Annotated in this window: 20 protein-coding genes; 12 read left to right on the top strand and 8 right to left on the bottom strand. The window is 42.2% G+C overall.

Annotation, left to right across the window (positions count from 1 at the left end; genetic code table 11):
- Positions 1-147: 147 nt before the first annotated feature.
- Both KIH87_RS09170 and KIH87_RS09165 read right to left on the bottom strand, forming a co-directional pair.
- On the bottom strand, positions 148-1,812 hold the full coding sequence (locus tag KIH87_RS09170; protein WP_232361231.1) for a HAMP domain-containing sensor histidine kinase: 1,665 nt from the start codon (positions 1,810-1,812) through the stop codon (positions 148-150).
- Positions 1,813-1,833: 21 nt separating this feature from the next.
- Positions 1,834-2,634 (bottom strand): PhnD/SsuA/transferrin family substrate-binding protein, encoded by an 801-nt coding sequence (locus KIH87_RS09165; protein WP_232361230.1) that lies wholly within the window; start codon positions 2,632-2,634, stop codon positions 1,834-1,836.
- A 155-nt stretch (positions 2,635-2,789) separates the two neighbouring features.
- Between KIH87_RS09165 and KIH87_RS09160 the strand changes: the two genes are divergently transcribed.
- Positions 2,790-3,827: a putative porin gene (locus KIH87_RS09160; RefSeq protein WP_232361229.1), complete on the top strand. Its 1,038-nt coding sequence runs from the start codon at positions 2,790-2,792 to the stop codon at positions 3,825-3,827.
- A 31-nt stretch (positions 3,828-3,858) separates the two neighbouring features.
- Here KIH87_RS09160 and KIH87_RS09155 read toward each other — a convergent pair whose 3' ends face one another.
- The gene (locus tag KIH87_RS09155) at positions 3,859-5,184 is read right to left on the bottom strand and encodes a response regulator (RefSeq protein WP_232361228.1); all 1,326 of its coding nucleotides are present in this window, start codon (positions 5,182-5,184) and stop codon (positions 3,859-3,861) included.
- Positions 5,185-6,096: 912 nt separating this feature from the next.
- On the opposite strand from KIH87_RS09155, the gene trxB reads away from it, so the two are divergent.
- From trxB to infA, 4 genes are all read left to right on the top strand, one after another.
- Positions 6,097-7,044 carry a thioredoxin-disulfide reductase gene (gene trxB / locus KIH87_RS09150; protein ID WP_232361227.1) on the top strand — a complete coding sequence of 316 codons (948 nt, stop codon included), beginning with the start codon at positions 6,097-6,099 and terminating at the stop codon, positions 7,042-7,044.
- A gap of 76 nt (positions 7,045-7,120) precedes the next feature.
- Positions 7,121-7,852 (top strand): leucyl/phenylalanyl-tRNA--protein transferase, encoded by a 732-nt coding sequence (gene aat / locus KIH87_RS09145; RefSeq protein ID WP_232361226.1) that lies wholly within the window; start codon positions 7,121-7,123, stop codon positions 7,850-7,852.
- A 214-nt stretch (positions 7,853-8,066) separates the two neighbouring features.
- Positions 8,067-8,768: an arginyltransferase gene (locus KIH87_RS09140; RefSeq protein WP_232361456.1), complete on the top strand. Its 702-nt coding sequence runs from the start codon at positions 8,067-8,069 to the stop codon at positions 8,766-8,768.
- 72 nt (positions 8,769-8,840) lie between these two features.
- Positions 8,841-9,059, top strand: a complete 219-nt coding sequence (gene infA / locus KIH87_RS09135; protein WP_008844395.1) for a translation initiation factor IF-1 — start codon at positions 8,841-8,843, stop codon at positions 9,057-9,059.
- Positions 9,060-9,371: 312 nt separating this feature from the next.
- Here the strand turns inward: infA and clpA are convergent, their stop codons facing one another.
- Positions 9,372-11,648, bottom strand: coding sequence for an ATP-dependent Clp protease ATP-binding subunit ClpA (clpA, locus tag KIH87_RS09130; protein ID WP_232361225.1), 2,277 nt, complete (start codon positions 11,646-11,648; stop codon positions 9,372-9,374).
- Between the two features lie 22 nt (positions 11,649-11,670).
- A complete protein-coding gene (gene clpS, locus KIH87_RS09125) occupies positions 11,671-11,991 on the bottom strand; it encodes an ATP-dependent Clp protease adapter ClpS (RefSeq protein ID WP_232361224.1) in 321 nt (106 codons plus the stop codon).
- Between the two features lie 216 nt (positions 11,992-12,207).
- Here clpS and cspD point away from each other — a divergent pair, with 216 nt between their 5' ends.
- Entirely contained in the window at positions 12,208-12,426 is a 219-nt protein-coding gene (cspD, locus tag KIH87_RS09120) for a cold shock domain-containing protein CspD (RefSeq protein ID WP_232361223.1), read from the top strand.
- A 384-nt stretch (positions 12,427-12,810) separates the two neighbouring features.
- Here cspD and KIH87_RS09115 read toward each other — a convergent pair whose 3' ends face one another.
- On the bottom strand, positions 12,811-15,036 hold the full coding sequence (locus tag KIH87_RS09115) for an NADP-dependent isocitrate dehydrogenase (RefSeq protein ID WP_232361222.1): 2,226 nt from the start codon (positions 15,034-15,036) through the stop codon (positions 12,811-12,813).
- Between the two features lie 480 nt (positions 15,037-15,516).
- Between KIH87_RS09115 and KIH87_RS09110 the strand changes: the two genes are divergently transcribed.
- The 6 genes from KIH87_RS09110 to KIH87_RS09085 all read left to right on the top strand — a co-directional run bounded on the left by KIH87_RS09110 (position 15,517) and on the right by KIH87_RS09085 (position 22,067).
- Positions 15,517-16,113: an rRNA large subunit pseudouridine synthase E gene (locus KIH87_RS09110; protein ID WP_232361221.1), complete on the top strand. Its 597-nt coding sequence runs from the start codon at positions 15,517-15,519 to the stop codon at positions 16,111-16,113.
- Positions 16,114-16,366: 253 nt separating this feature from the next.
- A complete protein-coding gene (gene mnmA, locus KIH87_RS09105) occupies positions 16,367-17,491 on the top strand; it encodes a tRNA 2-thiouridine(34) synthase MnmA (protein ID WP_232361220.1) in 1,125 nt (374 codons plus the stop codon).
- On the top strand, positions 17,491-18,123 hold the full coding sequence (hflD, locus tag KIH87_RS09100; RefSeq protein ID WP_232361219.1) for a high frequency lysogenization protein HflD: 633 nt from the start codon (positions 17,491-17,493) through the stop codon (positions 18,121-18,123). Before mnmA ends, hflD begins: the two co-directional genes overlap by 1 nt.
- A gap of 12 nt (positions 18,124-18,135) precedes the next feature.
- A complete protein-coding gene (gene purB, locus KIH87_RS09095) occupies positions 18,136-19,509 on the top strand; it encodes an adenylosuccinate lyase (RefSeq protein WP_232361218.1) in 1,374 nt (457 codons plus the stop codon).
- A gap of 145 nt (positions 19,510-19,654) precedes the next feature.
- Positions 19,655-20,896 (top strand): adenylate/guanylate cyclase domain-containing protein, encoded by a 1,242-nt coding sequence (locus KIH87_RS09090; RefSeq protein WP_232361217.1) that lies wholly within the window; start codon positions 19,655-19,657, stop codon positions 20,894-20,896.
- Positions 20,877-22,067, top strand: a complete 1,191-nt coding sequence (locus KIH87_RS09085; RefSeq protein ID WP_232361216.1) for a cupin domain-containing protein — start codon at positions 20,877-20,879, stop codon at positions 22,065-22,067. Before KIH87_RS09090 ends, KIH87_RS09085 begins: the two co-directional genes overlap by 20 nt.
- A gap of 151 nt (positions 22,068-22,218) precedes the next feature.
- Here the strand turns inward: KIH87_RS09085 and KIH87_RS09080 are convergent, their stop codons facing one another.
- The gene (locus KIH87_RS09080) at positions 22,219-22,638 is read right to left on the bottom strand and encodes a DUF4826 family protein (RefSeq protein ID WP_232361215.1); all 420 of its coding nucleotides are present in this window, start codon (positions 22,636-22,638) and stop codon (positions 22,219-22,221) included.
- A 71-nt stretch (positions 22,639-22,709) separates the two neighbouring features.
- Positions 22,710-25,745 (bottom strand): D-2-hydroxyglutarate dehydrogenase YdiJ, encoded by a 3,036-nt coding sequence (gene ydiJ / locus KIH87_RS09075; RefSeq protein WP_232361214.1) that lies wholly within the window; start codon positions 25,743-25,745, stop codon positions 22,710-22,712.
- Between the last annotated feature and the right edge of the window lie 210 nt (positions 25,746-25,955).

The raw sequence follows: 25,955 nt of genomic DNA, 5'->3' as shown, positions 1-25,955 counted from the left end.
TTGTTCATTGTTTCCTGCCTTAAGGATAAACATTAATTGCGGCAGATGCCAAGAATCCTTAATTATAAAGTACACTCTATGGGTATGACAGAGAGCCAAATTATCGGATTTTTCCTTCAAGTACATACATGGAGACAAAGTTAAAAATCACAAGTGACTAACCTGCTCCGGATAAAACGGCATTTCCTGACAAACAGGAAATGTTAGTGTAAATGTCGTGCCTTTTGATAATTTACTTTCTACCTCAATGTTTCCCTGATGTTCAACCATAATGTCGTAACAAATTGACAAACCAAGACCAGTACCTATGCCAACGGGTTTGGTAGTAAAAAACGGGTCAAAAATTCGATTCAAAATATCAGGCGCAATGCCACTACCATTGTCTCTAATCCTGATAAAGACATAATCCCCTTCATGGCTTGAAGTAACATGAATTAATCCCTCTTTTTCAACCGCCTGACTGGCATTAATGAGCAAATTGGTCAGCACCTGAATGATTTTTCCTTCGTTTATCGAAGCGTTAGGAAGGTTCTTTAAATCCGTAGTCACCTGACAATGATATTTCAATTCATTGTGAACCATATTCAATGCGATGTTGATACAGTCATTTAAATTGCAGGGTTCCATACCCTCACCGTTCTCCCGGGAGAATTGCTTAAGGTTTAGTACAATACTGCGAATACGTTCCAGACCTTTTAAGGAGGCATCTAATAAGTCCTGACTATCCTCATTAAGAAATGAAAAATCTTCCTGCCGCAAAAATTCGACAGCTTGCTGAGTGATATCCTGCAGTTTTCCATCGCCCTCGGCATGATTAAATAACAATAAGATTTGAGTAATGGTGTAGTAATGCTCCATGTATTCCTGAAGCACTTTCAAGTTGCTGGATACATATCCCAGTGGATTATTGATTTCATGAGCAACACCGGCAGCAAGCTGTCCAACAGAAGCCATTTTTTCTGAGTGGATCAGTTTCTTCTGTGCGAGCGATAACTCTTGATAAGCTTTTTCCAACTCATCTTTCTGCTTTGACAATTGAGCCGTTCTTCTCGCGACTCGCTCTTCCAATGAAGCATTGAGCTCAATTAATTCAATTTCATATTTGGAACGCTTGAAATATTCTTCTTTCAAAGTGTGGGATAGCTCAGAAAATGCAGTGGAAAGGTCTTCCAGTTCGTCGCCACTCTTAATCACTGTAACTTCATGATTGTATTTTCCAATCTTCACATTTTTGGCAATATTGTGAGTGTCTTTACGCAGTCGATAGAGGTTTTTGGTTAAATACACACCGAGAAAATATGAAAAAATAGCCACCAACAGCATTTCAATTAACGCGATTGACACTGTCCACTTACGAACCCGATTCATCGACTGTGTAATACTGTTAATAACAATGCCTATTTGCACTGAACCATAAACCGTACTCCCTTCACTTATCAGTGCCTGCACATCAAAAATATCGTCTTTAACCGATTCCACACTGGAATCCAGAGAAAAAGGCTTTTTGATTAACTTGTCATCCCCGGCAGAAGACAATAATTCACCATTTGAAGAGAGAACTTTCACATACTTAATGTCGGGATTCTGCAATAAATCAACGGTAAACATATCCAAGGAAGCCAAATCAAAAGACAGCACAGCATCTTTTGTCGTTGTGGCAAAAAGCCGGCTGGTTGTGGATGCGCGTTTAATTAACGCTTCGTTTGCAGACTCGGTCATAAACCTGACAGCTACAGTGATTAAGACCGCAAGCAACACACCTTCAATCAAAGCAACACCCAACATGGTTTTGCTACGTAATGATAACTTCATAATGATTTACTACTGCATAACTTACTGATTAATAATGTCGATACCTAATGCTCTAACATCATCCCAATCAGCATTAGTCGCTGCTTCAAACCCATTGAAATTCACACTTTTAAGTAACTTTCCCCCTAATTCAGACTCATGCATATGCACCATAGCCAACTTCAAGCGATTGACAACAGCTTCCGGAAGAGATGACTTAACAGCAAAGGCGTGAGGTGTGTATTGAGGGGTTGTCAGAAGAATTCGTAATTTGTCCTGAACGGCTTTGTCAGCATTATAAAATGTTCGTGAAACACCTCCTCCTGCCACCATAAAACCTCGTGAAACATTTAAATAAACGGAATCGTGGGACGATACATATTGCGGATAGATGGAGATCCCTTTCTTGCGAAATTCAGCAGATGTCAGCAATGTTGCAGCAAACGCTGCTGGTGCAGGAAAAGCGATAGTTGCCCCATTCAGCTCTTCCAGTGTTTTAATGGGCGAGTCTTTATGAACCACGATAATCCCTGTAATGCGTTTATCTTTCTGCTTCACCAACGCCTGATAGCCAGGTGAAACATTAAACACAGTGAAATGATAAGGGTTCATATAAGCAACGTCATAAGTGTTAGACGCGAGTCGCTTCTCGAAGGTGGGAATATCCTTCGCGGTGGTAAAACGATAATCGTCCCCGGTTTTCTCACTAAGGTAATCAAGAATAGGCTGCCACTTTTTAGCCATTTTCTTGGCTGATTGTTGTGGCACAAATGCAAAGGTGTAGGTTTCTGCAAAAACAAGATTTGAAGTCACAACAAAATAAATTAGAACGATAATCCTCATCTTGTTCCCCATGAAGTCAGGCTTAAGACTTTGCCCCCTAGATTAGATATAGACTATGGTTCATATTTCACCAATACAACTATTGGTTAATACTCATATTGCAACTTATTGTCTACGCTCCTATAAACAAGCTTGTAAATTTAGATTGAACTCCTATGAATAAGCACCATCTCATTTCAGCAACCTTTGTGCTGTTAACGGCAACAGAGGCATCCTCCGACACCCAGTTATACGGTGATATCCTGATTAGATATGAAGATGAGGGAAACCATATCTCGCTTCCACCAAGAGAAAGAATGCGTCTTATTGCCCACGCAGGAATTAAAACCCAGTGGACAGAAAACTGGTTAACCCATTTTCGTTTAGGAACTGGATTGAAAAACAAACAGAATGTGCCAGGCATTACTATTCATCGATTTAGCGAACAACCCCAGCCTGACAGCGATATATTCCTGGAAAGAGCATTTATTCAGGGTAAAGGTGAAAACTGGAAAGTTGAAATAGGGAAAGTGCCCTGGAACAATTTTCAAGTGACCGACATTTTTTGGGATGGAGACCTTAATCCCTGGGGAATGAATTTCAATTATGAGGTATCAGCTCAATCAACCCTGTACTTAAGCTACTATCAACCATTAGACGGTAATTCAGATACAATCGGCGATATGAGCCTTATTGGGTTTCAATGGCGAGAAAAGATGGGTAATTGGCAACTGGGTATTACCCCCTGGTTTGTGGATTACCAAGGCGAGTCAAATGCGCAATACGCAACTAAAGACACTCAATACGACAACCAGTTTCTGTTACTTTCAGCCTACGCAAAATACGGAATGTTTAAAGTTGGTTTGGATTATGGCCACTCTCTTGATGATTTCGATTATGTTGCTAACGGTAAATACTCTGATCAAAAAGAGAGTGTGGCTCTTGAATTCGCCCACGGTGGCTTGAAATCCTCAGGAGATTGGCTCATTCAATTTAGACTATTAAAAGTAGAACGCTTTGGCGTGGTCACAGAATTTGCTCAAAATGCCGTATCACCCTTTGCAACCAGTAATTTCAAAGGAGTGGATCTGAGAATTCGACGCAAAATGTCACCTGAATGGTGGTTAGGAATGCGTTTTTCCGACATACAACGCATTATCGAGCCGCTTGAGGAAGGTTATCGTTTCAGAATTGAAGGCCAGTACAAGTTTTAGGTAGATGGTCTTCCCTGAGCGCACATGCAGGTCAGATAGAATAGTTAGCCTGACTTTGTAGTTCATGTGCAATATGAGGATAAACAAACAAGACAAATGGCTCATTACGGTTGTTCTGAATATTTATCAAGCTCTCTATATTGTCCGTGCTCAGAACATGTCCTTGATTAAGATAATTACATTTTGCAGAAAGTAACGGCAAATCCCGCGCCAAACTCATTCCAGGCTTCAACTGATCTGGCGTCAGAACATGTTCTGTTGGCAGTTCAGGGGAAGAAGCCTGCGATTGGATCATATCTTTAAATGCCTTAAAGACTCTTTCCGCAACATGGGTTTGTTTATCTTTGTATAACCTGTCCATTGCTTGCTCTGCAAACAATGGAACGCCCATGTATTTCCCTGTCACAAGCTTATCGTAAGCTGCACATAATTGGATGATCTGGCAAGGAATCGGCACTTTATCCCCTGCCAAGCCAATAGGCCCACCAGTGCCATCAACATGCTCAAAGATATGTTTTGTGAGGGCGGAGACAGCACTAAAATCACTATAACCTCTGAGTAGATTGGCACTTAATTCATTAAATAAATGACCATTAATCAACTTGGAATCATTACGTTGCCGCTCTTCTGGCAGCATTAAAAAATTTTGTGGAATCTGTAACTTACCCAATTCATAAAGGCGTGCAGCAACGCTCGCCTGATAGGTAAGCGATGGCGAAATTTGAAATTCTCGGCATAAACGCTGTACTTGAGTAGCTATACGGTCTCCATGACCAAAAGCATCTTGAGTATGCATTTGAATGCATCGGCTCAATAAATCAACAGAAACCTGAAAATAATGTCTTGTTTTGGAATTGACCTGGTTTTTACCCATATCAGAATCTTTCCCATGCTTCTGTAGCTGCATCATCAATTCTTCATGCTGATGCCTGAGTTCCAGATTCTGCTCCATAACTTGTCGATTAATAATTTGTTGTTGATATTCATTAATAAACTTTTCAACACAAATTTTAGTCTTGGCAACCAACTCATCATTGTCCCAGGGTTTATTCAGATAGAAATCGACATGCCCCTGATTGATTGCTCTTGTTGTGTCGGTGGGATCGGAATATCCAGTAAGGAGAATTTTTCGGCTTAGTGGGCTTAATTCATGCGCGGTCTCAAGAAATGTAGCGCCATCCATTTCAGGCATGCGCATGTCAGAAATGAGCACAGAAAATACTTGGTATTCCAACGCTTTAAGCGCTTCATTACCATCAGTAAAGGAAACAACATCAAAATCTTTGTACAAGATACGGGTTAGCGACTTCAACACCTCGGATTCATCATCCAGAAGCAAAATCTTGTGTTTTGACATGACCGATTCCTCTCACCTAATGCACTAACAATTCATACTTGTGCTATTACGAAAAAGAACATTCTCTTTATGTTCATTTTTTCATTTGGTCACATTAACAACCAATTAAGACACAAATAATTTAGAATGAGTCACATAAGCACTAAAAGACGCTAAAAAAATGCAAAATATAGACTTTTAAAATAATCAGATTTTTCTAAATAAAACAATTAAAAACCCAACACTTTAAAAATCATCACTCAAGTGATAGACAATTAATTACTTAAACTACAATAAGTATAGATGGGTGTCTGAAAGGTTGCCAAACCCGAGCACAAACTGCCAACTTTCAATTCAAGCCAACCAGCTGGAAATACAATATAATCAAGCTGTCAGTTCGAACTGAAACAGGATACTCCACATATCTAAATTGTCTTAACAGCTTAAAAAGCCGAGCCCTAAAACAACCAATCAGTCATCCAGAAAACCTTGGCTACTGTTTAATTACGTTTATTAGATTCAAAGAACTAAACCCCAACATGATTTCGTCAAATTAACCACTCAATCCAAGTGGCAATCAATAAACATTATTTACTCAGTAGCCATTGTAATTTTGGACAAATTCTAAGATTAAACAATTAGGCTTTAGTTGTAGAAGTTATACCTATTGGGAATTTAATTATGTTGACATAAAAACGCACAAATCATCGAAGTGATAGCATCAATCAAATTTTCAGCTATATGTGAGTAAAATTAATGATAGAAGGATTGGCTGTAGGTCTTTAGAATATGCCCAATTATGGGATTACCTCTTGATATTATCGGGTTTGACCACATCAAGAGCAATCTAACACCAAAGACACTTGTTCAGTCAGTAATACTAGTCATTCTCCAGTCCTTACTGAACACCCTTATCAAATTATGGAGTTTTCTATGTCCACAAAACACTGTCGACTGCTTATTCTGGGTTCAGGCCCTGCCGGTTACACTGCCGCCGTGTATGCAGCCAGAGCTAATTTGCAACCGGTTCTTATCACAGGACTGCAACAAGGTGGTCAATTAACAACGACAACTGACGTAGAAAACTGGCCAGGCGACCCCGACGGTGTACAAGGACCAGAGTTAATGATGAGAATGCAAAAACATGCTGAGAACTTCGACACCGAAATTATTTTTGATCACATCAATAAGGCAGACCTGACCAAACGACCTTTCACACTGACTGGTGACAGCGGTGTGTACACATGCGATGCATTAATCATTGCCACAGGCGCATCAGCTCAATACTTAGGGCTGGACTCTGAACAAGCCTTTATGGGCAAAGGTGTATCAGCATGCGCTACCTGTGACGGCTTTTTCTATCGTAACAAAAAAGTAGCAGTTGTAGGCGGTGGTAACACAGCAGTAGAAGAAGCCTTGTACTTATCCAACATTGCATCAGAAGTACACGTTATCCACCGTAGAGACTCTTTCCGTTCCGAAAAAATTCTTGCTCAGCGCCTGATGGATAAAGCAGAAAACGGTAATGTAACCTTGCACCTGAATCGCACACTTGACGAGGTTGTTGGTGACAATATGGGTGTTACCGGTATCAAAATTAAAGATACTCAATCGGATGCAATTGAAGAGCTGGATTTGATGGGTGTATTTATCGCGATCGGTCATAAGCCTAATACGGATTTATTCACTGGTCAGCTTGATATGAAGGATGGTTACTTGTTGGTAAAAGGTGGCTCTGAAGGTAATGCGACTCAAACCAGTATTCCAGGTGTATTCGCTGCCGGTGATGTATGTGACCACATCTATCGTCAGGCGATTACCTCTGCCGGAACAGGCTGTATGGCAGCACTGGATGCGGAAAAGTATCTCGACGCTCAGTAAGCTTTATTAACGATTTGTCAGTAAGCCTCATTTAATTTCCGTATTTAAGGCTTACTGACACTGATTACGCTGTTCTATGGCCATTCATTTATACCAACTCTCAGAAGAACTCATATTTCCCCACCCCAACATGACTCTTGATGAGCCAGAAGGCCTGTTAGCGTTTGGTGGTGACCTGTCAGTAGAGCGATTAGTGCTTGCCTATCAACATGGCATTTTTCCCTGGTATAGCGAAGGAGAGCCTATTTTATGGTGGTCTCCTGATCCCCGCATGCTGCTTTATCCAGACAAATACCATGTATCTACCAGCTTTCGTAAATTTTTAAGGAAAACGCATTTTTTTGTCACTCTAAACAAGGATTTTGATGCCGTGATCGACGCTTGCGCCCATATCCCTAGAAATGACTCTGGTACATGGATTACAGAAGACATGAAAAATGCCTATAAAGCGCTGCATAAATCCGGCTACGCCCACTCCATTGAGGTATGGATGGATGATTCATTAGTTGGTGGCTTATACGGGGTTGCTGTTGGTACGGCATTCTGCGGTGAATCCATGTTCCACAAAGCAACCAATGCGTCAAAACTGGCTATGTATTGCTTGGTACAACACATGAAACAACATGGTGGTGCATTCATTGATTGTCAAATGCACACTCCCCATTTAAGTAGTCTGGGCGCAATGACAGTTCCCAAGAAGCAATTTCTACGTGAATTGGAAAGAAGTCAGAAACACTCATTTTATCCAGACACATGGATGGAAAAAATTATTTTTAGCAGAAGTAAACATAATCGGTTAATATATTAACCATCATTATAATAATAACCCTATGTGTAATGCACAACCTGTTGATATAAAAAACACACCAATAACAGGCAAACTAGACTAAAGCAGTATTTTTTAGTCTCACATTACGGGCTAGATTTACAGAAGTATCCCTGTGTTCGGTCTTGTCATTCGAGATCATTGGGATTGTAGGTGGGGTTTTGGCTAAAGGGCTAGAAGTATCATCATGACTTCCATGAAATTCGGGATAACAGATTCCTTTCAATGTAGCTACCTTCCAGAAAAGAAGGAGCGCTTGCTTGTATACGTGGGTAACGGTAATAGCAATAGTGCTATGGACTACGAAACCATGTTGGAAGCAGGTTTTCGCCGTAGTGGCGACCAAATTTACCGTCCACAATGTCTTGGCTGTGATGCTTGCCATTCACTTAGGCTAGAAGTTGACAAGTTTACACCCAGCCGCAGTCAAAAGCGGGTATTAAAACGCAATCAGGATGTCGTCAGCCGCCTTTCTCGCTACGACAAACCCAAATATTACGACTTATATCAACATTACATTAGTGAACGTCATAGAGATGGGGGAATGTACCCGCCCACTCCAGAACAATACACGCATTTCATTTATAACAATTGGGCTCAGCCTGTATTTATGGAGCTTACACTGAACGATAAGCTTATTGCGGTAGCTGTTACAGACGAGCTCCCCAATAGCCTTTCCGCGTTATATACTTTTTTTGATCCGGATATGGATGATCGTTCTTTGGGAATACTTTCCATTTTGGAACAAATTAAAAAAACCAAAGAGCTTGGTAAGCAATATTTATATCTTGGCTATCAAATAGACAGCTGCACAAAGATGAATTACAAGCAAAACTTCCTACCAAATGAACAATATATAAACCATAGCTGGATTTGTTTTCAAAAAAAGCATAACTGAACTTTACAGCCGCTTTATATTTGGGCAAGATCTGCGCCGCACTTTGCACAATAGCTAAGGTAACCTTAATAAATGGCAAAAGAAGATTGTATCGAAATGGAAGGTACGGTGTTAGACACCCTTCCAAACACCATGTTCCGCGTAGAACTGGAAAATGGTCACGTTGTGACTGCGCATATTTCTGGAAAAATGCGTAAAAACTATATTCGTATTTTAACTGGCGATAAGGTAACTGTTGAAATGACGCCCTATGATTTGACTAAAGGTCGAATCATTTATCGTGCTCGCTAACAGTATACCCAAATCCAGTAGACCGGAGTAACCCGCTCATTTAGATCGGCGATCTCCGGTTAACCACCCAAATATTCTAATAGCCTCTATCCCACAAGATTAGAGACAAGCTTTCTATTGCCTGAAAACTATTCGAATTGGGTTCCGGATATATCCCATGCATATTTTATACATGCTCTGAAATAATTGGGCAGGATCATTTGTGCAACCAACTTGGATCGCATAGGCAAATAAAACACAAAAAGATAAAGGCCAGATAAAAAAACAGAGGGCGTTTGCCCTCTGTTACGTTTGATATTAATTATTTAACGATTAGTTCGTTGCTTTACTTGCTTTCTTCAACGACTGAAAATCGAAGTGTAGCTTGTCGTCTTTCAAATCAATTTTCACACTACCGCCATCAATCAAATCACCAAACAGCAATTCGTTCGCCAGGTTTTTCTTTACTTCTTCCTGAATCAAACGCGCCATTGGTCGAGCGCCCATCGCCTTGTCATAACCTTTCTCAGCCAACCAATCTCGGGCTTCGTTGGTGACTTCCAAAGAAACGCCCTTGTTATCAAGCTGAGCCTGTAATTCAACGATAAACTTATCAACCACTTGCAGAATGACGTCAATATCAAGGTGATTGAACCAGATAATACCGTCCAGACGGTTTCTAAATTCAGGAGAAAACGTACGATTAATTTCAGACATGGCATCATGGCTATGATCTTGCTGTTTAAAGCCAATCGACTTACGAGATGTTTCCTGAACACCCGCATTAGTTGTCATCACCAATACCACATTTCTAAAATCGACCTTACGTCCGTTATTATCCGTTAACGTACCGTGATCCATAACCTGCAACAAGATGTTGTAAACATCACTGTGAGCTTTCTCCATTTCATCCAGTAATACCACAGAGTATGGGTTTTTAATCACAGCATCGGTTAACAAACCACCTTGATCAAATCCGACATATCCTGGAGGTGCACCAATTAAACGGCTAACCGCGTGACGTTCCATATACTCTGACATATCGAAACGAATCAGCTCAACGCCCATGACTTTAGCTAATTGCTGAGTCACTTCGGTTTTACCAACACCTGTAGGGCCAGCGAACAGGAAGCTGCCAATGGGTTTTTGCTCATTCCCCAAACCAGAACGAGACAAGCGAATCGCATCGGTAAGGGTTTCAATCGCTTTGTCCTGACCGAACACCACCATCTTAAGGTTACGAGACAGGTTCTTAAGCACTTCTTTGTCAGAAGCTGATACAGACTTCTCAGGAATACGTGCCATCTTGGCAACAACATGTTCGATATCTGTCACGCCAATGGTTTTCTTTCTCTTGGAAGCACTTACCAAGCGTTGGCTGGCTCCAGCTTCGTCTATAACATCAATAGCCTTATCTGGCAGATGACGCTCATTGATATATTTTGCAGACAACTCGGCAGCAGCGCTAATGGCTTTCTTCGTATAGTGAACATCGTGATGTTCTTCATAACGAGACTTCAAACCCATCAGGATCTTGGTTGTATCGTCAACACTTGGTTCAGTGACATCGATTTTCTGGAAACGACGAGCCAAAGCGCGATCCTTCTCAAAAATACCCTGATATTCCTGATAAGTCGTAGAGCCGATACAACGCAAATCACCGCTGGCTAATTTAGGTTTCAACAGGTTTGATGCATCCATCACCCCACCCGATGCAGCCCCTGCACCAATGATGGTATGGATTTCATCAATAAATAAAATCGCGTCTGAATCTTTTTGCAATTCCTTCAAAATGGCCTTCAGACGTTTTTCGAAGTCGCCACGGTATTTAGTACCGGCTAACAAGCCACCCAAGTCCAAGGAATAAACCGTGGCATTTTGAATAACTTCCGGAACCGTACCTTCCACGATCCTGAACGCTAAACCTTCAGCAATCGCGGTTTTACCCACCCCGGCTTCGCCAACTAACAGAGGGTTGTTTTTACGACGGCGGCAAAGCACCTGAATACATCTTTCCAGTTCGGAGTCTCGTCCGATTAGCGGATCAATTTTGCCTTCTTTCGCAACTTGATTCAGATTCGTGGAATACTTCTCCAGCACAGAAGCCTGCGCTTCGGTTTCTGGTGTATCCTCTTCTTCCACTTCATTAGAAGATTCACCAGGTTCATCATCATTCTTGCGAACCCCGTGAGAAATATAATTAACAACATCCAGGCGAGTCACATCGGCTTTTTTCAGCACATAAACCGCTTGGGATTCCTGTTCACTGTAAATAGCAACCAGAACATTGGCTCCGGTCACTTCCTCTTTACCAGAAGATTGAACATGAAAAACAGCTCGTTGTAATACACGTTGAAAACCAAGAGTAGGTTGAGTTTCCCTCTCACCATCAACGTCATCAGAAATGATTGGCGTGGTTTCCTTAACAAACTGGGTTAATTCAGTCTTCATTGCCTCAATATCAGCGCCACACGCCTTAAGAGACTCTCTCGCTGCAGGATTATCCAGCAACACCAATAGAAGATGCTCAACGGTCATGAACTCATGACGATGTTCACGAGCAAAGATGAATGCCTCGTTAAGCGTTCTCTCTAAATCTTTATTCAACATGGTTAGCGCCCCCTTAAAGGATTTAAGCTTCCTCCATTGAACATAACAATGGATGCTGATTTTTCCTTGCGTACTGATTGACCTGCATCACCTTGGTTTCGGCAATTTCAGCAGTATACACACCACAAACTGCTTTGCCTCGATAATGAACTGTTAGCATAATCTGGTTAGCTTTTTCAGAGTCCAAATTGAAAAAGCGCATTAACACTTCGACCACGAAATCCATTGGCGTGTAATCGTCATTATTTAACATGACCTTATACATCGACGGCGGTTCGACCCTCTGTTTAACCGCTTCCAACTGCTTTTCGTGACTCACACCAATTATGTTGTTTCTGGACATAGTTTAATAATAGCTACTTTGATGAAATTGACCCAAAAATTTAACTTATCAGACAAATATTCAATTATTCCTTGACACTTGCAGAGTACCATAACTACATTTAATTTGTTAATTAAACGCCCGCTGCTACTTTTGGCGTTAATTCATTATGGATGTCGTTAGAGGTATAGTGGGGTCTTCACTAATTAGATCAAGGAGCAAATCCGGAATTAAATTATGGCAGTAGGTAAAGTTAAGTGGTTTAACAACGCAAAAGGGTTTGGATTTATCGTACCAGAAGATGGTGGAGAAGATGTCTTTGCACATTTTTCAACCATTCAAATGGACGGATATAGAACCCTCAAAGCCGGTCAGGAAGTGAAGTTTGATGTTGAACAAGGCCCTAAAGGTCTTCATGCAGCAAACATTACTCTTCCAGAGGACAGCTATCGTTAAGATGGTAAAAGCAGGCAGGGGGGGGCTGCTTTTCTATCAGGATCACAAAATCGAACTGAATATGTTTTGGTGGTGTCTTAACAATGTTCAGCTTGAATACTTTACAAATCAAATGAAAATAACTTCTCGCTAAGGTATTTTATTTTTCTTTCTGCGATTCGATACTGGTTATATATTGTCCATTCAACTTTCTATCGTTGCCAATCCTAAATATTTTTAGCTTTCATTTTTCTTGTTTAAATTATCTACGCTTTAACATTTCAAATTAAATATAGTTACTTTTTCATGTGCAACTTTTCAGCACCTTGCCTGAAACTGATGCAAGCCTTAGCCAAAAAAAAAGCCTGGTATAAAACCAGGCCTTCAAACTTGAATAATTGACGTTTACGCTTGTAGTGCAGAGTTTAAGGTTTCACTTGGGCACATTGCCTTAGTGACCTTATCCAGCTCAGGCATATAGTAACCACCGATATCCATTGGTTTGCCTTGAGTCGCATCAATTTCAGCAATGATTTTGTCTTCATTACTAGACAAAGCATCGTATAGCTTACTGAAATTAGCAGCCAATTCAGCATCGTCAGTCTGATTGGCAACGGCTCCCGCCCAATACATAGCCAGATAAAAGTGGCTACCACGGTTATCTAGCTGACCCGCTTTACGCAGAGGAGACTTGTCGTTGTTAAGTAATTCCTCAGTCGCTTGATCCAGGCACTTAGCCAATACGCGGGCCTTATCGTTACCTTGTTTTACTGCAAATTCTTCCAGAGAAACCGCTAACGCCAAAAACTCGCCCAAAGAATCCCAACGTAAGTGACCTTCTTCAACAAACTGCTGAACGTGTTTAGGTGCAGAACCGCCCGCCCCAGTTTCGAATAAACCGCCGCCAGCCATCAAAGGCACAACAGACAGCATCTTGGCACTGGTTCCCAATTCCAAAATCGGGAACAAATCCGTCAAATAATCACGTAATACGTTACCGGTAACAGAGATAGTATCCAAACCACGGATTGCGCGTTCCATTGAATAACGAATGGCACGTACAGGTGACATAATTTGAATATCTAAACCCGTGGTATCGTGATCTTTAAGGTATGTTTCAACTTTCTTAATCAACTGGATATCGTGCGCACGCTCGTCATCCAACCAGAACACTGCCGGCATACCAGACAAACGAGAACGAGTTACCGCCAATTTAACCCAGTCACGGATAGGCTCGTCTTTAGCCTGACACATACGCCAGATATCACCTTCTTCCACGTCATGCTCAATCAACACATTGTCATCTTGATCGATGATACGCATTGTGCCATCAGCAAACATTTCAAAGGTCTTATCGTGTGAACCGTATTCTTCTGCTTTTTGCGCCATCAAACCAACGTTTGGAACCGTACCCATAGTCGTCGGATCAAAAGCACCGTGAGTTTTACAGAAGTTGATCACTTCCTGGTAAATGGTGGCGTAAGTGCTTTCTGGAATAACCGCTTTGGTATCGTGAAGCTTGCCATCAGGCCCCCACATTTGACCAGAACTACGGATCATCGCAGGCATAGAGGCGTCAACGATTACGTCGCTTGGAACATGTAGGTTAGAAATACCCTTATCGGAATTCACCATCGCAATGGGAGGACGGTTGGCATAACATGCATTAATATCGTCCTGAATTTCAGAACGTTGTGATTCAGGCAAGCTAGCAATTTTGTCGTAAACACTGCCTAAACCATTATTTGGATTTACACCCAACTCTTCAAACAATTTGCCATGCTTCTCGAACAAGTCTTTATAGAAAACTTTCACACAGTGACCAAATACGATTGGGTGAGAAACCTTCATCATGGTCGCTTTTACGTGTAAAGAGAATAAAATGCCGGTTTCTTTTGCATCTTCGATTTGCTCTTCAAAGAACTTGCACAACGCTTTCTTGCTCATGAACATGCCGTCAATCACTTCACCAGCAAGCAAATCAATGCGAGGTTTTAAAACCGTTACTTCGCCGTTTTTGTCGGTGAATTCAATGCGTACATAACCCGCTTGATCAACAGTTACTGATTTTTCACGAGAATAGAAATCACCGCCACGCATGTGAGCAACATGAGAGCGCGAAGCCTGGCTCCACTTACCCATTGAATGCGGATGTTTTTTAGCATAATTTTTAACGGCGGTTGGCGCACGACGATCCGAGTTACCTTCACGCAAAACAGGGTTTACTGCACTACCCAAAACCTTGCCATAACGCTCTTTAATTTCAGCTTCTTTGTCATCTTTAGGTTCATCAGGAAATTCAGGAACCTTGAACCCTTTAGCATTCAGCTCTTTAATCGCCGCTTTTAGCTGAGGAATAGAAGCACTAATGTTAGGTAACTTGATGATGTTTGTATCAGGCTCTTGAGTCAATTCACCCAAAATAGCCAATTCATCTGGCGCTTTTTGCTCATCAGTTAAATATTCCGGGAAATTAGCCAGAATACGACCAGCTAAAGAAATGTCGCTCAATTCAACATCTACGCCAGCAGCAGAAGCAAATCGCTTGATAATAGGCAATAAAGAATAAGTCGCGAGAGCGGGAGCTTCATCTGTTTTTGTGTAGATGATTTTTGACTTGGTTTGGGTCATTGTATACCTCAGTTTCTACAGTAAACACTGCTTGTGCAGTGAGTAGGGAATGAAAATTAAACCACCTGAATTTATCCCTGTTATATGTTGCCGAATCTTAACCATAGGCGAAGTCACGGGTTTCGACCAATGAAAGATCCTGCCTCAGAGTAAACTTGCAGCCGAATGATATAGGGGCAGATGACCTCTACACAAGTCTTAGATACACAATTCATCAGCTTTTTTGGCAAAAAATTTTAACCCTCTTTTGATTATGTCTATGAATTTAATAACTTAGTTCCTTCTCCTCAAATGGTCTGACCAATTTACCGTGTGATTAATATTTAACCAGATAGACATCCCTTTTTTCATCAAAAACCTTTTAGTAAATGGTTCAAATACTCAATATAAATTCATAAACTTTGTCGTAGAGTTGCCAAACCCCTACTCCGCCATTCAGAATAGCGAGCTGTCTTCATCAATGAGTTCACCAAACATCCAATGAGTTCTTCTAAAAAAGTCTTTCCGAGCAAAGCAAGTCAGGAATGCATTATTCTGTTTAACAAGCCCTTCAACGTACTGAGTCAATTTACCGATAATGGGGAACCGGGCAATGAGCGGGGAACGCTAAAAGACTACATTGATGTTCCTGGTGTCTACGCGGCAGGACGATTAGATAGAGATAGCGAAGGACTTTTACTGCTGACCAATAATGGGCAGTTGCAAAACAAATTAACTTCCCCAGATAAAAACATCAGCAAAACCTACTGGGTTCAGGTTGAAGGCATTCCGACAGAAGACAAGTTAGCTGAATTCAGAAAGGGTCTGGATTTAAAAGACGGCTTAACCAAACCGGCAAAAGTCAAATTAATCCCCGAACCCAATATTTGGCCGAGAAATCCACCTATCAGAGAACGTAAAAATATACCAACCAGCTGGCTAGCTGTGACCCTGACAGAAGGACGTAATCGTCAGGTCAGACGTATGACAGCGCATATCGGCTACCCTACATTGCGATTAATCCGTTATCGAATTGGAAACTGGACAATCGACGGCATTGCAAATGGCGAATACAGAATCATTGAAAACAACGCCTGATAACGCTTAACAGTGCAATTTTTCTCCAAAACAGTCATTAAATGAACATAAAAATGGAGAACATGGGTAAAAAGCAGGGACAACACAAATTAATTTACGAATTTCCTTCGTTAAATCATGTAATTTTCATGAATTACAGCCTTGTTTTTGCTACTATGCGCATCCCTTTCCCTCAAGGAAACAAATAGGGAAACAAAATTGTGGCAATCCAAAGTTCAACCTAATTATAGACATTGCGAGAGAAAAGTATTTAATGTCAACAGAATCGTCTCCCATAACCAGTAAATTACCTCAAGATACCAAAGTCATCGTTGGCATGTCCGGCGGCGTTGATTCATCCGTATCAGCATTGCTGCTGAAAGAGCAAGGCTATCAGGTTGAAGGCCTGTTTATGAAAAACTGGGAAGAAGATGATAATGACGAATACTGCGCTGCAGCGGAAGATCTCAAAGATGCTCAAGCAGTAGCTGACAAATTAGGCATTGAACTTCACACCATCAATTTTGCGGCAGAATATTGGGACAATGTCTTCGAATATTTCCTTGAAGAATACAAAGCCGGTAGAACACCGAATCCCGATATCATGTGTAACAAGGAAATCAAGTTTAAAGCTTTTCTGGAATTTGCCGCAGAAGACTTACATGCCGATTTCATTGCTACCGGTCATTACACTCAAAAACGCTGGCACGATGGACATTGGCAGCTTTGTCGTGGTCATGACGACAACAAAGACCAAAGTTATTTCCTGTACACGCTTGGCGAAGAGCAAATTGCTCAGACTCTCTTTCCTATTGGGCATTTACCCAAACCAGAAGTACGAGAACTTGCCAAACAGCATGGCCTAATCACCCATGACAAAAAAGACAGTACAGGCATTTGCTTCATTGGTGAACGCAAATTTAAAGATTTTCTCGCGCAATATTTACCCGCCAACCCCGGCATTATCGAAACCGCAGAAGGCGAAGCAATAGGTGAGCATCAAGGCTTGATGTATCACACCTTGGGGCAACGTAAAGGCTTGCTTATCGGCGGTCAGAAAGATCATGGCGACGAGCCTTGGTATGTGGTCGATAAGGACGTTCAGCGCAACGTATTGATTGTTGGTCAGGGTGCGAATCACCCTCGCCTGTTTTCCGATGGCTTAATTGCCAAACAGCTACACTGGGTCGATCGTAAAGGCCCTCAAGGTAGTACCCAACTTACCGTTAAAACTCGCTATCGGCAGGCGGACATCCCCTGCACAGTCACTCCAAAAGGTGAGGTAGTAGAAGTATTATTCAACACCCCGCAAAAAGCAGTTACCCCAGGCCAATCAGCAGTATTTTATGACGGAGACGTCTGCTTGGGGGGCGGGATTATTGAGAGTTATATTCGATAATGAGTAACTTTATGAACATGCAGTTGGCACTCGCAGGAGTCTGCCAAGCTGCGCTATTGGTGAAAACGCTAGCTCGCACGGGTAAATGCGACCAGGATGCCTTTGAAGCATCTTTGGAATCCATCACCATTACCGACCCAGACGAAACGATTGACATTTACGGCAATCTTAAAAACCTGCATTTGGGCATTGAAACGTTGAGCAGTCAATTAGGACATTCCAGTAAGCCCAAAGACTCAGAAATCACCCGCTACGTTGCAGACATTCTGGGATTAGAACGCAAATTAATGCGTAATCCTCAAAACATGTCTGACCTTGCCAAGCGTATTGACAATATCAAGCGTCTGAAATTACACAGCTCATTGTTTGAAACACAAATGATGTCCAATCTGGCAAGTATTTACAAAGATGTCATCAGCCCTTTGGGTAGCAAGATCCAGGTTGCTGGAAATCCGACTATCCTTAAACAGGCAGGTGTGCAAGACAAAGTAAGAGCCATTCTACTGGCAGGCATTCGCTCTGCCGTATTATGGCGACAGTTGGGTGGCAAAAGACGCAACATCATTTTCCAACGCAAAAAAATCCTTAAGGTTGTTGATTTACTGCAGCAACGTTTAAACGATCAATTCTAATTTGGGGTATTCATGGAATTATCAGCGCTCTCCGCTATATCTCCGGTCGATGGCAGATATGGCAAAAACACCATAGCACTTAGAAGTATTTTTAGTGAATTTGGTCTTTTCAAATTTCGTGTACAAGCAGAAGTGCGTTGGTTACAAGCTTTATCTCAACATTCGGATATTCCGGAAGTACCTGCGTTCAGCGATACTGCTAACGCACTATTGGATGATGTCATTGCCAACTTCTCAGAAGACAATGCGCAGCGCATTAAAGAAATAGAACGCACCACCAATCATGACATGAAAGCGGTGGAATACTTTCTGAAAGAACAGGTTGCCAATAATGACGAACTGAACGCAGTTAATGAATTTATTCATTTCGCCTGTACGTCAGAAGATATTAACAACCTGTCTCACGCCTTGATGCTACACAATGCTCGAGAAGAAGTGATTTTGCCGTTCTGCGATCAACTGCTTGCAGCGATTGGCAAGATGGCAGACGACTTCAAACACATCCCCATGATGGCCAGAACACATGGTCAGCCTGCCTCTCCGACCACCATGGGCAAAGAGATGGCGAATGTGTACGTGCGTTTGAAGCGCCAACGTGACGCCATTGCTGAAGTGAAAATTCTGGGCAAAATTAACGGGGCTGTAGGTAACTACAACGCGCACTTATCGGCGTATCCAGACATTGATTGGCACAGCTTCTCAGAACAGTTCGTTACCAGCCTTGGCTTAACCTGGAACCCCTATACAACGCAAATCGAACCTCATGACTACATTGCCGAAATGTTCGATGCGATAGCGCGTTTTAATACTATTCTGATCGACTTTGATCGTGATGTTTGGGGTTATGTCGCACTGGGTCATTTCAAACAGAAAACCATCGCTGGCGAAATCGGCTCTTCAACCATGCCACACAAAGTCAACCCTATCGACTTTGAAAACTCCGAAGGTAATCTTGGCCTTGCCAATGCTGTAATGGGTCATTTGTCCAGCAAATTACCAGTATCCCGTTGGCAACGTGACCTGACTGATTCAACCGTTCTACGCAATCTTGGCGTTGGCGTGGCTTATGCCATCATCGGCTATCAGGCAACCTTAAAAGGTATCAGCAAGCTGCAAGTTAACGAAGAAAGCTTGATGCGCGAGTTGAATGATAACTGGGAATTGCTCGCTGAGCCGATTCAAACAGTAATGCGTCGTTATGGCGTCGAAAAGCCTTATGAAAAGCTAAAAGAACTGACGCGAGGCAAAAAAGTGAATCAGGAAATCATTGCCAACTTTATTGATGGCCTGAAAATCCCTGATAGCGCGAAAGAAGGGCTGAAAGCCTTAACACCTGCCACCTACCTGGGTGCAGCTGAAAAACTCACTGAGCTTTTACCTAAATAGTATTCTAATTTTCAGCATAGACTATTCACAAACTCATTGGCGTTGGTTAGACTCCATCCCAATGAGTTTTTTGTATTTAACGCTTCAAAAAGCTCATTTCACAAGTAGAGGGAACTTGTAAAAAGACATCGTTGGAGTCACAAACATGGACTGTTTAGTCAGAAAATGGCTATGGGCTGGTATTGAACCAAATAATCTTTGTAATATTAACCCTATCCGCCTCACCAATATTATCGCTCTGGTTTGCTTTGCAATGCTGATGTTGCAACTTCCTTTTCACTACTTTTACTGGCAGGAAGGTGGCAACATTGAAATTCTCATTATTCTTTGCCATATCTGCGCCATCATTCTGGTTCCGATTCTTAGTGCCTATCATCAAATCACTTCTGCCCGTTCTTGCTTAATTATCACCTTTTGCAGCTTTATCCTGAGCTCAACCATTTACCTGGGAAACAGCAGCAATATGCACCAACTACTCATTTTGGGCATCTTCATTCTTCCCTTTACTTTCCCTGAAAACAAAAAACACATCAGTATCGCAAGCACGCTTACCTTCTCCCTGCTTTTTATCCTCTGGGATACACAGTGGCTTACTCTACCAATCACAGATATAGACTTGAATTACCAAAGTAAACTGGCACAACTCAACAACCTGCTTCTTATTTTTCTCAGCCTGTTGAGTAGCTACCTCATTCTCAGAAATACCCAGATAAGCTGGCAAAAACTGGCTCAGGAACAAAAACGTTCCGAATCACTATTGCTTAATATCCTTCCCTATCCTGTCGCCAATAGGCTCAAACAAGACAAACAACCGGTTGCAGACAGATTTGAAAATGCCACAATCCTGTTTGCCGATATTCAGGGCTTCTCTGAACTGAGCCAAACATTAGAACCTGAAGCGCTGCTCAACTTATTGAACGATGTGTTCTCTGCCTTTGATAAAATATGCAAAATCTACAGCCTGGAAAAAATCAAAACCATTGGCGACGAATACATGGCAGTGTGTGGCGTACCAATAGAAATTAAAAACCATGCACGCTTAACCTGTCTTTGCGCATTAGAAATGCGCAAGGTGTTTAATGAGATTAGCCAGCTACATGGCATCAACGCAGGGTTACGCATTGGCGTGAACTCCGGTTCGGTTGTAGCCGGTGTCATAGGAAAAGACAAATTTTGCTACGATTTATGGGGTGAAGCCGTAAATCTCGCATCACGTATGGAAAGCCAAGGCGTTAATGACAAAGTTCAGGTCTCACATAACACCTATAAATTGGTTATTGACGACTTTCGCTTTGAATCTCGTGATACCATTGACATCAAAGGCATAGGGCGAATCCCCTGTTATTTCTTAGTTGGATTAAAAACCCATGATACAACTCGACATTGAACAATTTATCAAAGAATACTGGCAAAAAAAGCCACTGTTAATCAGACAGGGCTTGCCTCAATTCGCGGATCCACTCGATGAACACGACCTGGCAGGACTGGCACAATATCCTGAAGTAGATAGTCGTATTATTAGCCAAAATAACCAGCAGCAGTGGGATGTTACACAAGGCCCGATAGAAGACTTTGAAGCCGTCTGTAAAGACAACTGGAGCTTGTTAGTCAGAGGCGTGAACGAGTATTTGCAAGAAGCAGCCTATATCCTGGATGAGTTTAATTTCATTCCAAACTGGCGTGTAGACGACCTAATGGTGAGCTTTTCTGTCGCTAATGCAGGCGTAGGGCCTCACCTTGACCAATATGATGTATTTATTATTCAAGGCAAAGGTTCACGTAATTGGAAAGTAGGCGACAAAGGCAGTTTCACCTCAGTGAAACCTCATCCTGGCTTGTCACAAATAGAGCCCTTTACGCCCATTATTGACGAGGTGCTCTACCCCGGGGACATCATCTATATCCCCCCGGGCTTTCCACATGATGGGATCGCATTAGAAGAATGTTTAAATTATTCCGTTGGGTTTAGAGCGCCAGAGCAGAGCCAATTATTGGATAGCTTCGCGTCCTATTTATTAGAACACGAAATTAAGACCCATCGTTACACCGACCCTGACATTATACTGCGGAGCCACAGTGCAGAAATAAAGCAAGCAGAGCTACAACGTATCAAATCTCTCATGCAAGAAGCTATCGACTCACCTTGTTTGGAGAATTGGCTGTTAAGTTTTGCTTCGGATCAGAATAAAGACTTTGATGAAGAAGACGAACCTGTACAACTGACCCAAAGCGAAGCCGAACATCAATTTGCTCAAGCGACTTATATAGAAAAGTCCGCCGACACTATTGCGGTATTTATGGAGCCAGGCTCACATGAAAAGACACATGAAAAGACACATCAATACACAGAACAAAATAACCTCTGTACGTTAAATCTGGCACTTAATGGGCAAGCTTTTGAATATCAAGGTGAAGAGTGGGAAATCGACTATCTAAAATCGCTTCTGTCGTCACGTCAAAGCAAGATCACCGCTCAAGTCAGGAATAGTGCACAACTCAATGCTTTTATCATCGCATTGCTAATTAACGGTATGTGGGAAGTCATTGTGCATGACTAACTAAAGTTAGAAACAGATAGAGCAAAGTCAATCTTTGCTCTATCTGTTTAATAGTTGCTCTTCATGGCTGCTTTTCTTGGGCGCTTTTCTTGGGCGTTTTTCTTAATATTCAGTGCTACCTAACACCAAGATATTTTTAGCAAAAAGAAAGCTAGTCAATCAGAGAATAAAGCTCTTCCGCTTTGTTCACCAACAATTGCGCGAATTCGCTCTGTACCTTAGTACGTGTCGGCATTCTAATGATATTTTCGGCCTTCAACTGCCAATTTAAGGAAAAATGGCGAGCCGCTTCTTTATAGTCTTTCGCCACTGACGCTGGCGCGTAATCCGTAGGCATATCGCCAGTAATCACCCAATACTTGTTACGTTCTTTATCGCGAATTTTAAAGATAGCCACCTTGTTGGTCATATAGGTGCTAACTTCATTAAAAACGGTTTCTAAAATAACGCCTTTTTCTGCCAGGAATTTGCTGGCATTACGCAATTGCCCTTGCGCCCATACCATGCCTTCCTGCTGCTCCGGGGTAAGCTCAGGAGCTTGTGATGTCTGATTTGATGCTGTTTCTGTCATAATATTTGCCTAACTTCACTACGGGCTGATGTGAAGATTCATCACTCAGCCCTTTTAAAATATAATTGCGATTAACTCTTTAAATGTTGCAGCAACGCTTGCAACGGATGCTTGGGTTTCACCCCTTCAAATCGCGCTACCTGGCTGCGGCATGAATATCCCGTAATCAGTACCTGATCAGGATTAAACTGCTCAAATGCCGGTTGCCAACTCAACTCGAATAAGGCTCTGGAATCTTCCATATGCTTTTGTTCATGACCAAACGTACCTGCCATACCGCAACATCCAACGCCAACCGTTTGCAACTGCAAACCAAAATGCTGAAAGATTTTCTGCCAATCTTTTTCGCTTCCTGGCAACATGGTTTTCTCAGTGCAATGGGCTAACAAAGCATAAGTCTCAACGTCTTGTGGCGCTTTAGTTGCAACAATGCCTTTATCAGCCAGCTGCATTAACCATTCATGCACCAACAATACATTGAACTCACCTCGGCGCTCACCCAATGCTTTTTTATATTCATCGCGGTAACACAGCACCATAGAAGGATCCACACCCACCATAGGAATACCAAGTTCGGCATGAGTATTCAAAAACATCGACGCTTCAGAAGCCGTTTGATTAAACTCTTTTAAAAACCCTTTAACATGCTGAGGCTTACCATTGGGTTTAAAAGGCAACACCACAGGAGTAATTCCCAGTGCCAGCGCCAAATCAACGATATCGCTCACCACCCCGGCTTCGTAAAAACTGGTAAAAGGATCCTGAACAATCAACACCGTTTTTTGCTTTTGCTCATTATCCAATTTCTGTAGCGCAGAAATATCGTATTTCGCTTTTCGCTTCACCCTAGAACGCAATGTAGGGCTGGAAAGCATTGGCGTATCGATATAACCAATACGTTTACGAATAAGGCGCTTCACCCAGTTCATGGACAATCCCCAGTTAATGAGTCCGGGAACTTTTGCCATCATAGGCGCCATTTTTTCAATATTCGCGACGAAATAGTCTTTTAATGGTCTGGCGTAGCGGGTGTAATACAATGATAAAAAACGGGCGCGAAAATCTGGCACGCTGACGTTAACCGGACATTGATTGGTACATGCCTTACACGCCAAACAATCATCCATCACCTCAAACACTTCTTTAGAAAAATCTTCATTGGCGGGGTTAAACAAGCTGACGCTGTTACTGCGTCGTTCCATAAAAGGCGCAGGTTGAGCATTCGCTTCCAAATCAGCAATATCCACATTCTGAGCTTGTAACAGCCTTAACCATTCACGGATCATCCCGGCACGGCCTTTGGGACTATGGCGGCGATCCGCCTTCACCTTATAAGAAGGGCACATCGGGGACTTGGCATCATAGTTAAAGCATAAGCCATTGCCATTACAGCTCATGGCAGGTTCCCAGCTGTCACGAACCTCGACAGGAATTTGGCGATCATAATAACCACGCTTGGTATCACTCACTCGCACCAGCAGCTCGTCACTTTCCAATGGTGTACAGATTTTTCCGGGGTTCATCTGGTTATGAGGGTCAAAAGCAGATTTGATCTTACGCAGCTCAGTGAACAGCTCTTCACCGAAGAAATCCAGCCCGTATTCACTACGATATCCCCTACCATGCTCGCCCCACATTAAGCCGTCGTATTTAGCGACCAATGCCACCACTTCATCGGAAATTTCCTGTAATAGAACTTCTTGTTCGGGATCACACATATCCAACGCCGGACGTACATGTAAAACGCCTGCATCAACATGTCCAAACATGCCGTAGCGCAAACCTTTACCATCCAGCAAAGCACGGAATTCCATAATAAAATCGGCCAGATTTTCAGGCGGCACAGCGGTATCTTCAGCAAAGGCCACCGGTTTTTTACTTCCCGGCGTTTTACCTAATAATCCAACGGCTTTCTTGCGCATACCATAAATTTTATCGATATCCGAAAGCCCGTATGTCACCTGATATCCAATCACACCGAAGCGTTTTTCAGCAATATCATCATCTAAACGTTGCGTTAATTGGTTTATTTGAGCTTCTAACTGCTCGCGATTATCACCGTTATATTCGACAATATTCAGCCCCAGCATATCTTTGTCTGGCACATCCTGAATCAAATCACTCACGGAATGCCAAACAATATCCTGCTTAGCCAGATTTAAAACATTGCTATCCACGGTTTCTACTGATGTAGCCTTTGCCGCCACCATAGCAGGCGCATGACGCAAAGCCGATTCAAATGAGTCGTACTTGATATTAATGAGCGCTTTACTATTGGGGATAGGCGTAATATTGAGTTTGGCTTCGGCAACAAAGGCCAGTGAACCTTCAGAGCCCGCGATAATACGCCCTAAATCATATTGAGATAAATCATCAGAAACGGCGTGTTCCAGATCATATCCTGTTAAAAAGCGGTTTAAACGTGGAAATTTAGCCAGTATGGCTTCACGTTTTCCTATACAGGTTTCAAGCACTTGCTTGATGGCCGTTAGAGTTCGTGATTCTTTTTCCGGTAATGATGTGACTGGCTTTAGCTCAGTATCAATCACTTCACCGTTAGGTAATACGGCTGACAAGGCCAAAATATGATCACTGGTTTTACCATAAACTAATGATCCCTGCCCCGATGCATCAGTATTGATCATTCCACCAATAGTCGCTCGGTTGCTGGTTGATAAATCGGGAGCAAAGAAAAAACCATGGGGACGCAACACATCATTCAACTGATCTTTGATCACCCCTGCCTGTACCCTGACCCATCGTTCTTTTATGTTTATCTCGATGATATCTCGCATGTGTCGCGACATATCAACCACAATGCCGGGTGTAAGAGACTGCCCATTGGTTCCTGTACCACCACCTCGAGCACCTACTTTTACCTCAGGATTCTTTGCTAAAAGCCGACCGACAATAATCAAATCGTCGATAGTACGCGGCAGTATCACAGCCTCAGGTAATTGCTGATAAACAGAGTTATCCGTAGCAACCGCTAAACGACTGGAATAGCTTGATTCAATATCCCCGGTAAAGTCACTTTCCGATAACGCATTCAGGAATTTCTGATACGGAACCGCGACTGGCGTATTTGGTTTTACAATAGGTAGCATGGATAATCAAATTAGGTACAACAAGGCGGCTATTATCCTTAAAACCGTACCATTAAGCTAGGCATGAACGCTGTAAAATCCCCCATAAATAAGGCTTAAATTCACTTGATATTACGAGTGCTATGACAAGAAGCATGGCAAGTGACATAAAATGTAACTTTTGCAACTTTATAAGAAAGCAAGATTAGTATTTAATCAATAATATTCAAT

The sequence above is a fragment of the Paraneptunicella aestuarii genome (genome assembly GCF_019900845.1).
GTDB lineage: Bacteria > Pseudomonadota > Gammaproteobacteria > Enterobacterales > Alteromonadaceae > Paraneptunicella > Paraneptunicella aestuarii.
This window is presented reverse-complemented; position numbering and strand designations above follow the sequence as displayed.

Bases quoted from the DNA above. Each gene is read 5' to 3' on its own strand.
- KIH87_RS09165 (WP_232361230.1), bottom strand. From the start codon at position 2,634: ATGAGGATTATCGTTCTAATTTATTTTGTTGTGACTTCAAATCTTGTT.
- clpA (WP_232361225.1), bottom strand. From the start codon at position 11,648: ATGTTGAATAAAGATTTAGAGAGAACGCTTAACGAGGCATTCATCTTT.
- KIH87_RS09090 (WP_232361217.1), top strand. From the start codon at position 19,655: ATGGACTGTTTAGTCAGAAAATGGCTATGGGCTGGTATTGAACCAAAT.
- KIH87_RS09170 (WP_232361231.1), bottom strand. From the start codon at position 1,812: ATGAAGTTATCATTACGTAGCAAAACCATGTTGGGTGTTGCTTTGATT.
- KIH87_RS09140 (WP_232361456.1), top strand. From the start codon at position 8,067: ATGAAATTCGGGATAACAGATTCCTTTCAATGTAGCTACCTTCCAGAA.
- hflD (WP_232361219.1), top strand. From the start codon at position 17,491: ATGAGTAACTTTATGAACATGCAGTTGGCACTCGCAGGAGTCTGCCAA.
- ydiJ (WP_232361214.1), bottom strand. From the start codon at position 25,745: ATGCTACCTATTGTAAAACCAAATACGCCAGTCGCGGTTCCGTATCAG.
- KIH87_RS09085 (WP_232361216.1), top strand. From the start codon at position 20,877: ATGATACAACTCGACATTGAACAATTTATCAAAGAATACTGGCAAAAA.
- trxB (WP_232361227.1), top strand. From the start codon at position 6,097: ATGTCCACAAAACACTGTCGACTGCTTATTCTGGGTTCAGGCCCTGCC.
- KIH87_RS09160 (WP_232361229.1), top strand. From the start codon at position 2,790: ATGAATAAGCACCATCTCATTTCAGCAACCTTTGTGCTGTTAACGGCA.
- aat (WP_232361226.1), top strand. From the start codon at position 7,121: ATGGCCATTCATTTATACCAACTCTCAGAAGAACTCATATTTCCCCAC.
- purB (WP_232361218.1), top strand. From the start codon at position 18,136: ATGGAATTATCAGCGCTCTCCGCTATATCTCCGGTCGATGGCAGATAT.
- cspD (WP_232361223.1), top strand. From the start codon at position 12,208: ATGGCAGTAGGTAAAGTTAAGTGGTTTAACAACGCAAAAGGGTTTGGA.
- infA (WP_008844395.1), top strand. From the start codon at position 8,841: ATGGCAAAAGAAGATTGTATCGAAATGGAAGGTACGGTGTTAGACACC.
- KIH87_RS09110 (WP_232361221.1), top strand. From the start codon at position 15,517: ATGAGTTCTTCTAAAAAAGTCTTTCCGAGCAAAGCAAGTCAGGAATGC.
- mnmA (WP_232361220.1), top strand. From the start codon at position 16,367: ATGTCAACAGAATCGTCTCCCATAACCAGTAAATTACCTCAAGATACC.
- KIH87_RS09080 (WP_232361215.1), bottom strand. From the start codon at position 22,638: ATGACAGAAACAGCATCAAATCAGACATCACAAGCTCCTGAGCTTACC.
- clpS (WP_232361224.1), bottom strand. From the start codon at position 11,991: ATGTCCAGAAACAACATAATTGGTGTGAGTCACGAAAAGCAGTTGGAA.
- KIH87_RS09115 (WP_232361222.1), bottom strand. From the start codon at position 15,036: ATGACCCAAACCAAGTCAAAAATCATCTACACAAAAACAGATGAAGCT.
- KIH87_RS09155 (WP_232361228.1), bottom strand. From the start codon at position 5,184: ATGTCAAAACACAAGATTTTGCTTCTGGATGATGAATCCGAGGTGTTG.